This window comes from Mesorhizobium sp. ESP-6-2, from assembly GCF_020164675.1.
Lineage (GTDB): Bacteria > Pseudomonadota > Alphaproteobacteria > Rhizobiales > Rhizobiaceae > Mesorhizobium.
In genome coordinates this window covers 107,135-120,041 of record NZ_JAIUGT010000004.1, presented here as the reverse complement: position 1 = coordinate 120,041, position 12,907 = coordinate 107,135, and the positions used below count along the sequence as shown (strand labels likewise).

Sequence of the window (12,907 nt, the reverse complement as noted above, 5' to 3'; positions counted from 1 at the left end):
CCATGCGCCACATCATGGCAAAGAGCCTCGCACCTACCGACGGCGTCCGCGACTATCTGGCGGCGCAGGAGAAGAAATCGCTGCTGCGCTTTCTCACCTGCGGCTCCGTCGACGATGGCAAGTCGACGCTGATTGGCCGTCTGCTCTCCGACACCAAGCAGATTTTCGAGGACCAGCTCGCCGCGCTCGAACGCGATTCGCGCAAGCACGGAACGACCGGCGACGACATCGATTTCGCACTGCTGGTCGACGGTCTCGAAGCCGAGCGCGAGCAGGGCATCACCATCGACGTCGCCTATCGCTTCTTCGCCACGCCAAAGCGCAAATTCATTGTCGCCGACACGCCCGGCCACGAGCAGTACACGCGTAACATGGCCACCGGCGCCTCCACCGCCGACTTGGCGATCGTGCTGATCGATGCGCGGCAAGGCGTGCTGCGCCAGACCAGGCGCCACTCGATCATCGCCTCGCTGCTCGGCATCCGCCATATCGTGCTGGCCGTCAACAAGATCGATCTCGTCGATTTCGACCAGGCGGTCTTCGACCGGATCACGCAGGACTATCTGCAATTTTCGCGCGATCTCGGCTTTGAGACCATCGTGCCGATCCCGATGTCGGCGCGCTACGGCGACAACGTCACCGGCCGCTCCGACAGGATGGAATGGTATTCCGGCCCGACGCTGATCGAACATCTCGAAACCGTCTCGGTCGACGAGGCCGCGGCCGAGTTGCCGTTCCGTTTTCCGGTGCAGTACGTCAACCGTCCCAATCTCGATTTTCGCGGCTTCGCCGGAACGATCGCCTCGGGCGCGATCTCGCAAGGCGACGAGGTCGTCGTCGCCAAGTCGGGCAAATCCTCCCGCGTCAGGCGCATCGTCGCGCAGGGCGGCGATCTTGCCCAGGCGGTCGCCGGCCAGGCCATCACGCTTGTCCTCGATGACGAGGTCGAGATTTCCCGGGGCAACATGCTGGTGGCGCCTGCCGCACGCCCGCAGGTTGCCGACCAGTTCGCCGCCAACATCGTCTGGTTCGACGAACATGCGCTGCTGCCGGGCCGCTCCTATATCCTGCGCACCGAGACCGACCAGACCAGCGTCACCGTCACCGATCTGAAATACCGGGTCAATGTCAACGACTTTGCCCGTGAAGCTGCCAAGTCGCTCGAGATGAACGAAGTGGGCATCTGCAACATCTCGACGCGCACGCCGATCGCTTTCGACACCTTCGCCGAGAACCGTACAACCGGCGCCTTTATCCTGATCGACCGCATCAGCAACGCCACGGTCGGCGCCGGCATGATCCTGCATTCGCTGCGCCGTGCCGAGAACATCCATTGGCAATCGCTCGATGTCGGCAAGCGGGTACGTGCGGACATCAAGAACCAGCGGCCCGCCGTGTTCTGGTTCACCGGGCTGTCGGGCTCGGGCAAATCGACCATCGCCAACCTGTTCGAGAAGAAGCTGTTCGCCTCCGGGCGCCATACCTACATTCTCGACGGCGACAATGTCCGCCACGGCCTCAACCGCGATCTCGGCTTTACCGACGCCGACCGCGTCGAAAACATCCGCCGCGTCGCCGAAGTGGCCCGCCTCATGGCCGATGCAGGGCTGATCGTCATCGTTTCCTTCATTTCGCCCTTCAGCGCCGAGCGGCGCATGGCCCGCGAATTGATGGCTGAAGGCGAGTTCGTCGAGGTGTTCGTCGACACGCCGTTCGAGGAATGCGCCAGGCGTGACCCGAAAGGACTCTACGCCCGCGCGCTCAATGGCGAGATCAAGAACTTCACCGGTGTCGACTCGCCTTACGAAGCGCCGGAAAAACCGGAAATCCATCTGAAGACACTCGGCAAATCGGCCGAGGAGATGGTAGATGCCCTGGAACACTGGCTGAACGAGCGTGACATTGCCGAAGACCAATACGACAATGGCGGCGGCATCTGACGACAGGTCGATGCTCGAAATTTTCGAGGGGCTCGCTTTGGCGGCCGGCCGCGAGGTCATGCGTGTGTTCCACGCCGGCTGCGCGGTCGACCAGAAATCAGATTCCTCGCCGGTGACCGAGGCGGACCGCGAGAGCGAGAAGATCATTCTGGCCGGATTGCGCGCCGCCTTTCCCGACATTCCCTGCGTGGCCGAGGAGGAAGCATCCGCCGGCATCGTGCCCCCGGACCTGGACGAGGCTTTCTTTCTGATCGATCCGCTGGACGGCACCAAAGAATTCGTCAATCGCCGCACCGATTTCACCGTCAACATCGCGTTTGTCCGTCATGGCGTGCCCGAAGTCGGCGTCGTCTTCGCGCCCTGCACGGGGCGCTTCTTTTCCGGGCTGCCGGGGAGGGCGGAATCCCTCGAAACGGATGGCGACTACCGCATCGCTTCTCGCCGGCCGATTTCGGTGAGAGCGGCTGCGACGCCGCTGGCTGTGGTTGCGAGCCGCTCCCACAACACGCCCGAAACCGAAGCCTATATTCGCGACCTAGGCGTCGCTGAGATCGTCTCTGTCGGCTCGTCGCTGAAATTCTGTCTGGTCGCCAATGGCGAGGCGGACATTTATCCGCGCTTCGGTCGCACCATGGAGTGGGATACCGCAGCCGGCGATGCCGTGCTGCGCGCCGCCGGCGGCATCACGCGCACGCTGGACGGACAGCCCTTGATGTATGGCAAGCGAAACCAGGGCGGCGATGCGGATTTCGCCAATCCGCATTTCATCGCCAGCGGCCGGGCAGGGGCGGGCCCCGCCTGATATTGGTTGCTGACTACTCGGCCGCAGCCTGCGCCGAGTTCGATCCGACATAGTTGCGGATTGTCTCGATGATCCGGTCCTGATCGGCTTCGCTGAGATAGGGGTGCATCGGTAGGCACAGGATGCGCTTGGGCAATTGCTCCGATACGGCAAGGCCGGTCGGCGTTCTCGGATAGTCGCGATAGGCGATCTGCTCGTGCAGCGGCTTCACATAGTAGATGACCGACGGAATGCCTTTTTCGCCGAGATGAGCCTTCAGCCCGTCGCGCTTGGGCGTCTCGATGGCGTATTGCGCCCAGGCCGAGCGGCTGCCGTCCAGGTTGCGGGCTGCCGTCACGACATCGCCAAGCCCTTCGGCATAACGGTTCGCCACCATTTGCCGGGCAACCATCTCGTCCTCGAGAATGGCGAGCTTTTCGATCAGGATCGCGGCCTGCAGCGTGTCGAGCCGTGAATTGATGCCGACCCGGATGTTGTCATATTGGGTCTCGCCCTTGCCGTGGAAGGCGAAGGAGCGCAGCTTGTCGGCCAAGGCATCGTCGTTGGTGAACATCGCTCCACCGTCGCCGTAGCAGCCGAGCGGCTTCGCTGGGTAGAAACTGGTCGAGCCGACCGTGCCGAACGACCCGCACATCTTGCCGTCCGCCGAACCGCCCATCGACTGGGCGGCATCCTCGATCACCATCAGGCCTTCCCGGTCGGCGATCGCCATGATGGCGTCGTAGTCGGCGGCAAGGCCGAAGAGGTCGACCGGAATGATCGCCCTGGGCTTCAGCCGGCCTTCGTTCTTGATCATCGCGATCGCCGCCTCGAGGCTGGCGATATCGATATTGTAGGTGTTGGGATCGACGTCGACGAACACCGGCTCGGCCTTGGCCAGCGCTACCACTTCCGCTGTGGCGGCAAAGGTGAAGCTCGGCACGAACACGGCATCGCCCGGGCCGATCCCGGCAGCGAACAGCGGCAAAAGCAGTGCGTCGGTGCCGTTGGCGCAGGCCACGACATGCTTGACGCCGACATAGGCGGCGAGCTTTTTCTCGAATTCGGCTACCTGGGGACCGAGGATATAGCGGCCGTCCTCAACGACATGGTCGATCGCTGCCTTCAGCCGGTCGCGGATTCGTTCGCGCTGTGCGCCAAGATCGATGAACTGCATGTCGTCCTCAAACGATTTTAACCAAGCGGTCTAGCCTCGGCCCGCTGGTATCAGAATTGCGCCTGCCGAGAAAGCCGGGCGCGCGGAGCGGCAAATTGCCTGATCGTGACAGCCTGTTACCGCATTTTCTCGGTGTCGGTCAGCCAGACGCCGAAAATCCGCGCTTCGTCGGGCGCAATTACGGCCTTAGAACCCCAGAGTCGACCCTGCGAAACATAAAGTGATCGACGGCTCAATCCATGTTGGGCCTTTACCGAGGCCCGAACCGGGGTCAGCCAGGGGCTGGGGACAGCCAGTCCGTAGTGCGGCAGCTATCGGAGGATAGGAATTTTTTCTTGACGGGGTGAGGGCAGCTATGCTACATATTTGCCTATGGTGCTGAGTTGCTCCAGGACCCGCGGCACAGGCGGGTTTTCCTTTAATGCTTCATCAACAGCGCGCCGGGGAAGGTTCGAAGGAACCCGTTAATTCGGATTCGTTGCCCTGGAGCGCTACTCAGGCGATCTCATGCCGCCAGGGCGGATTGGCGCCGGCCCGCGCCACGGTTACCGCGGCTGCCTTGGCACCAAGCACCAGCGCCTTGCGGATAGCGTCCTGCGATAGCCCGGAGGTTGCCGTCTTCGTCAGCAGGCCTTGTTCGTGCAGGGAGGCGAGGATGCCGGCGTTGAACGTATCACCGGCGCCGACCGTATCGACCACCTCGACTTTTTGCGGCGTCACGCTGACCATGTGATCCCTGGTGTAACCAACGGCGCCTTCGGCGCCATGGGTCACGACGATCAGCTTGGGGCCGCGGTCGAGCCAGTTGCGCACGACATCCTCGTGCGAGCCGGCTTCGTCGAACCAGTGAAGATCTTCATCCGAGAGTTTCACGATATCGGCCATCGCCATCATCTCGCGAATACGCTTCAGATGCTTTGCCTTGTCCGGGATGAAGTTCGGCCGGATGTTGGGGTCGAGCATCATGACGCGACGACCATGCTCGCGCTTCATCAATTCCTCGTAGGCGGCCCCCGCCGGGTCCGAAATAAGGCTGATGGCGCCGAACAGCATGGCCTCGATCTCCGGACCGAGTTGCGGCAGATCCTCGACGGTCAGCATGCGCCCGGCGGTGTTCTCGTCGTAAAAAGTGTAGGTTGCCTGGCCATCGTTCAGCCGCACGAAGGCGAGCGTCGTCGGCCGGGGCGAAGTGTGCGCATAGGTGGAACTGACCTTACTCGCCCCGAGCGCTTCGCGGAGCTGGCCGCCGAACAGGTCCGACGACAGGCCCGAGAAGAAGCTGGCAGGAGCGCCCAGCCGGCCGAGCGCAATGGCGGTATTGAACACCGCGCCGCCGACATAGGGTGCGAAGGCCCGTTCTCCCTCCGTCGTCGTGCGCGGCAGCATATCGATCAGGGCCTCGCCGCAGCAAAGGATCATTGTCTTGTCGTCTCCGGCGGATGGATCACGCCCTTGCGGATGATGATGTTGGCGTAGAGCCTGGGTTCGCTGGTCGCGACGATGGCGTGCGCGGCCCTGACGCGTGCATAGAAGTCGGCACCGGCCAGCGCAACCACCTTGCGCCCCGGCGCGCGTTTTGCACACAGCACTTCAATTTCATGATGCACGGGATCGGCGAGCGAAGGGTCGCCTTTGGCCGAGGCGCGAAACAGCGCCTCTGGCACGACGTCATCGACGGGCAGCACGCTCAATATGGCGTCCAGCACCGGCATGAGATGGTGGCCGTCGGCCCGCACCAGCCGCCTTGCCTGCTCTTCGGCCGGGTAGTTTCCATCGACCAGGGCGATTTCGTCGCCATGCCCCATCGCGCGCAGGATCGCCAGAAGCTCCGGACCGAGCAGCGCCGGAATTCCGATCAGCATTCATATGCTCCTGGAAATCGTGGTCGAACCGATCAGGAAGCGCTCGGATAGTGGCAGGCTGGCGCCCCCGAGAGCGCGCGCGTGAATACCGACGGTGCCTTCGCGGACGTTTGGCAGTTTCAATCCCTCGGCATCGATCGTGTCGATGGTTGCGATGACCGCGTCGACCAGCCTGCGGCGCACCTGCGTCGGCATCCAGCCGTCGATCACCGCCGCCTCGAAGTCGATGACGGACGACGCCGCCACTATGGCATAAGCGAGCGCCCGCGAGGCGTTTGTGATCCAGTCGTCGAGCTCGGCGCCGATCTCGCCCCAGTCCTCGGGCGAGGTCCACAGATGCGACGCCTCGACGCCCCGCGCATTGAGCGCTTTTTCGAGCATGGCGATCGAGGCCACGTCGATCAATTGGGTCGGCCTTCCCTCCGGTCCGGGCACCGGCATGGAGCCCAGCGCGCCGGCGTTGCCGGTCGGACCGCCAAAGAGCCGCCCGTTGAGGACGATGCCGCCGCCGGCAAAGGCGCCGATATAGAAATAGACGAAATCACGCGGGGCGCCTGCCTGGCCGAAGACCAGCTCCGCGCCGCAGGCCGAAGTGGCGTCGTTCTGCAGATAGACCGGAAAATCGCATTGCGCCTGGATCTCCGCGCGGATATCGCGATGGCGCCATTCGTCCATGACGTCGCGCGGCGCGCCGGCGGTATCGGCCCAGTTCCAGAGCTCGAACGGCATGGCGATGCCGAGCCCCGCTATGCGCTTGTCCTGCGCGGGCGAAAGCTCGCCACGCATCTTCTTCATGCCTGATGTGACGAATTCCACCGTCTCGCGCGGGGCAGGGTAGCGGTAGGAATGCTGCAGCATCGAACGTACATTGCCGAGGAAATCGATCAGCACGAGTTCGGCGCTGCGGCGGCCGATCTTCAGGCCGATGAAGAACGCGCCCTCGGGATTGAGCGCCATGGGGATGGAGGGCTGGCCGATCTTGCCGCGCAGCGGCGCCTGCCGCAGCAGCAGGCTTTCCTCCTCGAGCTCGCGCATGATGACGGAAACGGTTTGCGCCGACAGTCCGGTCATGCGGGCGATGTCGGACTTCGCCAGGCTGCCATGCTGGCGCACCAGCGACAGCACCAGCCGCTCATTGTGGTCCCGCATGCCGCTCTGGTTGGTGCCGCGGTGAATAAGGCTCTCATTCGCCTCGGGCGAACCATGCCTGGCAATGGCCGTCTCCACCCTGTTCCTCCCGTTATTTCCCCTCGATGCTTTTGGGGCAGAATGTGCGAACGGCGCAAGGCTGTCAATAATAAATAAGAGTGATTTAATTATTGACAGAGAGATTGGTCTGGTGTCATTTGAGGCAGGCATCCGTACCGGGAGAGGTTGCTTGGATGCCGGAGGGGTGCCGGTTGGCCGGCATCTGAAATGTTCCACTGGGAGGAAATCGTGACCAATACAAAACTGCTGAAGTCCACCGTTTTTGCGGCGGCTGCTCTGGGCCTGATGGCATTCGCCTCGTCCGCATCCGCGGCCGGTGTCGGCGCCTGCCTGATCACCAAGACCGACACCAATCCCTTCTTCGTCAAGATGAAGGAGGGTGCGACCGCCAAGGCCAAGGAGCTTGGTGTCGACCTCAAGACTTATGCCGGCAAGATCGACGGCGACAGCGAAAGCCAGGTCGCGGCGATCGAGAGCTGCATCGCCGACGGCGCCAAGGGCATCCTCATCACCGCGTCCGACACCAAGGGCATCGTGCCGACGGTGAAGAAGGCGCGTGATGCCGGCCTGCTGGTGATCGCGCTCGACACGCCGCTCGATCCAATCGACGCCGCCGACGCGACCTTCGCCACCGACAATCTGGAAGCCGGCAAGCTGATCGGCGCCTGGGCCGCCGCGACGCTGGGGGACAAGGCCAAGGACGCCAAGATCGGCTTCCTCGACCTGACACCCTCGCAGCCGACCGTGGACGTGCTGCGCGACCAGGGCTTCATGATGGGCTACGGCATCGACGTGAAGGATCCCAACAAGATCGGCGACGAGGATGACGCGCGCATCGTCGGCCATGACGTCACCAACGGCAATGAGGAGGGCGGCCGCAAGGCGATGGAGAACCTTCTGCAGAAGGACAACACCATCAACGTCATCCACACCATCAACGAGCCGGCCGCGGTCGGCGCCTATCAGGCACTCAAGGCCGTCGGCCTGGAAAGCCAGGTGCTGATCGTCTCCGTCGATGGCGGCTGCCCCGGCGTGAAGTCGGTGGCCGAAGGCGTCATCGGCGCGACATCGCAGCAATATCCGCTGCAGATGGCGGCGCTCGGCATTGAGGCCATCGCCAACTTCGCCAAGGACGGCACCAAGCCGAAGCCGACCGAAGGCAAGAACTTCTTCGACACCGGCGTCAATCTGGTGACCGACAAGCCGGCCAATGGCGTTAAGTCCATCGACACCAAGGATGGCCTCGCCAAGTGCTGGGGCTGATGCCGGTCTGACTGGCACGAAAAACGGAGCGGCCGGACTTGATCCCCGGCCGCTTCGGGTGGACGATGGTCGCGTGACCGCGAACAATCCCGGCAGGAGACCGGAAAGGCGTGGACGGGTGTCGCCGCGTGGCTGATACCCTACGGGGAGGAAACATGTCTCAAGCTCAGGAATTCGAGAAGGTTCTCTCGGGCAGCGACACGAGCGTTGCCGCGTTTGACGAGCATAAATCGGCGGTCAGACGCATCCAGCATTTTCTGCATTCGACGCCGGCCGCGGTGCCGCTGATCGTTCTGGTTCTGGCGATCATCGTGTTCGGCCTCACCATTGGCGGGCGTTTCTTCTCGTCCTACACGCTGACGCTGATCCTGCAGCAGATCGCCATCGTCGGCATTCTGGGTGCCGCCCAGACCCTGGTCATCCTCACGGCCGGCATCGACCTTTCGATTGGCGTCATCATGGTGATTTCGGCCGTGATCATGGGCAATTGCGCCGTCAGCTACGGCCTGCCGAGCGTCCTTGCCGTGGCGATCGGACTTGCCGCGGGTGCTGCCTGCGGGCTGCTCAACGGGGTGCTTGTCGCCTACATGAAACTGCCGCCATTCATCGTGACGCTCGGCACCTGGAACATCGTCATGGCGACGAACTTCATCTATTCGGCCAATGAGACGATCCGCGACACCGATGTCGACGTTCAGGCGCCGCTGCTGCATCTGTTCGCGCTCAGCTTCAAGGTCGGCACCGCTGTGCTGACGGCCGGCGTGATTGCGATGGTCGCGCTCGTGCTGCTCCTCTGGTACGTGCTCAATCACACGGCATGGGGCCGCCATGTCTACGCTGTCGGCGACGACCAGGAGGCGGCGAAACTGTCGGGTATCCAGACCAAGAAGGTGCTCATGACGGTCTATACCCTGGCCGGGCTGATCGCCGCTTTCGCCGCCTGGGTCTCCATCGGCCGCAATGGGTCGATCTCGCCGTCGGCCGCCGTGACCGACTACAATCTGCAGGCGATCACCGCCACGGTGATCGGCGGTATTTCTCTTTTCGGCGGCCGCGGCTCGATCCTCGGCACGCTGTTCGGCGCGATGATCGTCGGTGTCGTCTCCATGGGCCTCAACATGCTGGGCGCCGATCCGCAATGGAAGGTGCTGCTCACCGGCGTGCTGATCATCGGCGCCGTGGCGGTCGATCAATGGATCAGAAAGGTTTCGGCATGACCCAGGACCCTATTCTCACCGCTCGTGGACTGGTCAAGCGCTACGGCCGCGTCACCGCCTTGGACAATGCCGATTTCGACCTCTACCCCGGCGAAATCCTCGCTGTTATCGGCGACAACGGCGCCGGCAAGTCGTCGCTCATCAAGGCGATTTCAGGCGCTGTCGTGCCCGATGAAGGCGAAATCCGGCTTGAGGGCAAATCGGTCGCCTTCAAGTCGCCCATGGAGGCCCGCGAAGCCGGCATCGAGACCGTCTACCAGAACCTGGCGCTGTCGCCGGCGCTGTCGATCGCCGACAACATGTTTCTCGGCCGCGAGATCCGCAAGCCCGGCTTTGTCGGCCAATGGCTTCGCATGCTCGACCGTCCGGCGATGGAAAAGCGCGCCCGCGACAAGCTGACTGAACTGGGCCTGATGACCATCCAGAACATCAGCCAGGCGGTGGAGACGCTATCGGGCGGCCAGCGTCAGGGCGTGGCAGTGGCGCGCGCCGCCGCTTTCGGCTCTAAGATGGTCATCATGGACGAGCCGACGGCAGCACTTGGCGTCAAGGAAAGCCGCCGCGTGCTGGAACTCATCCTCGACGTGAAGAAGCGGGGCCTGCCGATCGTGCTGATCTCGCACAACATGCCGCATGTCTTCGAAGTGGCAGACCGGATCCACATCCATCGGCTGGGTCGTCGGCTGTGCGTCATCGATCCCAAACAACATACAATGTCCGATGCCGTCGCCTTCATGACCGGGGCAAAGACGCCGCCGGAGGCAGCGCTGGCCGCCTGAACTGCCAAATTGCCGCTGGGTAAGTCGCCTCCGGCTCACTTAAATCGATTGAACGTTTGCTGCAATGCGGTAGCATGGGCTGGGATCAATGATGAAAGCCGGTATGATCGTGGCAATCGCACGAGAGGCAGCATGACGCGCACGATGACATCCGACCCCCTCCCGCCACTGCTTGAAAATCCCGACCCCAAGACGCTCGCAAGGGAAGTCTTGATGGCCCTCAAATACAGGGTCGGCAAGGACACCACCGTCGCCACCCAGTACGATTGGCTGACCGCCTCGATCAAGGTCGTGCGCGACCGCATCGTCGATCGCTGGATGCAGGCAACGAAAGAGGCCTACGCCCAGCAGGAAAAGCGCGTCTATTACCTCTCGCTGGAGTTCCTCATCGGCCGCCTGATGCGTGACGCCTTCTCCAATCTCGGCCTGATGGAGAACATGCGCGAGGCGTTGTCGTCGCTGGGTGTGGAACTCGACCTCATCGCCACGCTCGAGCCGGATGCAGCGCTTGGCAACGGCGGCCTCGGCCGGCTCGCCGCCTGCTTCATGGAAAGCATGGCCACCGTCGATATTCCCGCGCATGGCTACGGTATCCGCTACGCCAACGGCATGTTCCGCCAGGAGATACATGACGGCTGGCAGGTAGAATTGCCCGAGACCTGGCTCGATCACGGCAATCCCTGGGAGTTCGAACGGCGCGAACGGTCGTTCGAGGTCGGGTTCGGCGGCTCGGTGGAATCGGTCACCACCAGGGATGGCCGGCTGGAACGCCATGTCTGGAAGCCGACCGAGCATGTGCTGGCCGTCGCCTACGACACCCCCGTCGTCGGCTGGCGGGGGAACCGCGTCAACACCCTGCGGCTGTGGTCGGGCATGCCGGTCGATCCGATCCTGCTCGACAAGTTCAACGCCGGCGACCACATCGGCGCACTCGCCGAAAGCAACAAGGCCGACGCGCTGTCGCGCGTGCTCTATCCCGCCGATTCCCATATGGCAGGGCAGGAACTCAGGCTTCGGCAGGAATATTTTTTCTCCACCGCTTCGCTGCAGGACATCGTGCAGCGGCATCTCAGCCAATATGGCGACCTGAAGTCGCTGCCCGACAAGGCGGCAATCCACCTCAACGACACCCATCCGGCGATCGCCGTGCCGGAGCTGATGCGCCTCCTGATGGACGTCCACGGCATGGATTTCGACCAGGCCTGGGACACCACCAAACGCACCTTCGGCTATACCAACCACACGCTGCTGCCGGAGGCGCTGGAAAGCTGGCCGGTGCCGCTGTTCGAGCGGCTTTTGCCGCGCCATATGCAGATCGTCTACGCCATCAATGCGCAGGTGCTGCTCGAGGCGCGCGCCACCAATCAGTTCTCCGGCGAGCAGATCAGCCGCATCTCGCTGATCCAGGAAAATGGCGACCGCCGCGTGCGCATGGGCAATCTCGCCTTCGTCGGCTCGCATTCGATCAACGGCGTCTCGGCGCTGCATACCGAGCTGATGAAGGAAACGGTGTTCGCCGACCTGCACACGCTTTATCCCGACCGCATCAACAACAAGACCAACGGCATCACGCCGCGGCGCTGGCTGATCCAGTGCAACCCAGGTCTGACCGCACTCGCCCGCGAGGCGATCGGCGACCGCTTCCTGGATGACATCGAGGCCGTCAAGGGGCTTGATGCCTTTGCCGACGATACCGCTTTCCGCGAAAAATTCGCCGGCGTGAAGCGGCAGAACAAGGTGAAGTTGGCCAATCTCGTCGCCGACCGGCTCGGTATCAGGCTTGATCCCTCGGCGCTGTTCGACATCCAGGTCAAGCGCATCCACGAATACAAGCGCCAACTCCTGAACATCCTCGAGGCGGTCGCGCTCTACGACCAGATCCGCTCGCATCCGGAGCGCGACTGGATGCCGCGCGTGAAATTCTTCGGCGGCAAGGCGGCGCCCAGCTACCACAATGCCAAGCTGATCATCAAACTGGCCAACGATGTCGCCAGGGTCATCAACCGCGATCCGGCCGTTCGCGGCTTGCTCAAGGTGGTGTTCGTGCCGAACTACAATGTCAGCCTCGCCGAGATCATGATGCCGGCCGCCGACCTTTCCGAGCAGATCTCGACCGCCGGCATGGAGGCTTCGGGCACCGGCAACATGAAGTTCGCGCTGAACGGCGCGCTGACCATTGGCACGCTCGACGGCGCCAATGTCGAAATCAAGGAGTGCGTCGGCGACGACAACATCTTCATCTTCGGCCTGACCACGGCGGAGGTCACGGAGCGCCGCAACAATGGCTACGATCCGCGTGGCGTCATCGAGGCATCGCCCGAACTGTCGCAGGCGCTCGCGGCCGTTTCATCGGGCGTCTTTTCGCCCGATGATCCCAACCGCTACCGCGATCTCATCAATGGTCTCTACGACAGCGACTGGTTCATGGTCGCGGCGGATTTCGACGCCTATGCCGCTTGCCAGCGAGACGTTGACGCCGTCTGGCGCAACAGTCCGGACTGGTACGCCAGGGCAATCCATAACGTCGCGCGCGTCGGCTGGTTCTCTTCCGATCGCACGATCCGCCAATACGCGAAAGACATCTGGAACGTGCCTGCCTGATGTGATTGCATGAAGCGACGAACGATGTGGTCCTGGGTGTGAGTTCGAACGCCGAATTTATACCTTAAAACAAACATT

10 protein-coding genes are annotated in these 12,907 nt (G+C 62.9%); 6 read left to right on the top strand and 4 right to left on the bottom strand.

Annotated elements, in window-relative coordinates:
• The first annotated feature begins 2 nt into the window (after positions 1-2).
• Both cysN and cysQ read left to right on the top strand, forming a co-directional pair.
• Positions 3-1,940, top strand: coding sequence for a sulfate adenylyltransferase subunit CysN (gene cysN / locus LB532_RS13075; protein ID WP_181169313.1), 1,938 nt, complete (start codon positions 3-5; stop codon positions 1,938-1,940).
• Between the two features lie 10 nt (positions 1,941-1,950).
• On the top strand, positions 1,951-2,742 hold the full coding sequence (gene cysQ, locus LB532_RS13070) for a 3'(2'),5'-bisphosphate nucleotidase CysQ (RefSeq protein WP_181169314.1): 792 nt from the start codon (positions 1,951-1,953) through the stop codon (positions 2,740-2,742).
• Between the two features lie 13 nt (positions 2,743-2,755).
• Here cysQ and LB532_RS13065 read toward each other — a convergent pair whose 3' ends face one another.
• The 4 genes from LB532_RS13065 to LB532_RS13050 all read right to left on the bottom strand — a co-directional run bounded on the left by LB532_RS13065 (position 2,756) and on the right by LB532_RS13050 (position 6,987).
• Positions 2,756-3,898: a DegT/DnrJ/EryC1/StrS family aminotransferase gene (locus tag LB532_RS13065; RefSeq protein WP_140638721.1), complete on the bottom strand. Its 1,143-nt coding sequence runs from the start codon at positions 3,896-3,898 to the stop codon at positions 2,756-2,758.
• Between the two features lie 495 nt (positions 3,899-4,393).
• Positions 4,394-5,317, bottom strand: coding sequence for a carbohydrate kinase family protein (locus LB532_RS13060; RefSeq protein ID WP_140638722.1), 924 nt, complete (start codon positions 5,315-5,317; stop codon positions 4,394-4,396).
• Entirely contained in the window at positions 5,314-5,760 is a 447-nt protein-coding gene (locus tag LB532_RS13055) for an RbsD/FucU family protein (RefSeq protein ID WP_140638723.1), read from the bottom strand. Before LB532_RS13055 ends, LB532_RS13060 begins: the two co-directional genes overlap by 4 nt.
• Positions 5,761-6,987 (bottom strand): ROK family protein, encoded by a 1,227-nt coding sequence (locus LB532_RS13050; protein ID WP_140638724.1) that lies wholly within the window; start codon positions 6,985-6,987, stop codon positions 5,761-5,763.
• A gap of 189 nt (positions 6,988-7,176) precedes the next feature.
• Between LB532_RS13050 and LB532_RS13045 the strand changes: the two genes are divergently transcribed.
• The 4 genes from LB532_RS13045 to LB532_RS13030 all read left to right on the top strand — a co-directional run bounded on the left by LB532_RS13045 (position 7,177) and on the right by LB532_RS13030 (position 12,829).
• Complete coding sequence (locus LB532_RS13045) at positions 7,177-8,232, top strand: sugar ABC transporter substrate-binding protein (RefSeq protein ID WP_411908876.1); 1,056 nt, start codon at positions 7,177-7,179, stop codon at positions 8,230-8,232.
• Positions 8,233-8,387: 155 nt separating this feature from the next.
• On the top strand, positions 8,388-9,449 hold the full coding sequence (locus LB532_RS13040) for an ABC transporter permease (RefSeq protein ID WP_140494823.1): 1,062 nt from the start codon (positions 8,388-8,390) through the stop codon (positions 9,447-9,449).
• Positions 9,446-10,228 (top strand): ATP-binding cassette domain-containing protein, encoded by a 783-nt coding sequence (locus LB532_RS13035; protein ID WP_140638835.1) that lies wholly within the window; start codon positions 9,446-9,448, stop codon positions 10,226-10,228. The genes LB532_RS13040 and LB532_RS13035 overlap by 4 nt, the downstream gene beginning before the upstream one ends.
• Before the next feature lie 132 nt (positions 10,229-10,360).
• Positions 10,361-12,829 (top strand): glycogen/starch/alpha-glucan phosphorylase, encoded by a 2,469-nt coding sequence (locus LB532_RS13030; RefSeq protein WP_140638726.1) that lies wholly within the window; start codon positions 10,361-10,363, stop codon positions 12,827-12,829.
• Positions 12,830-12,907 lie beyond the last annotated feature (78 nt).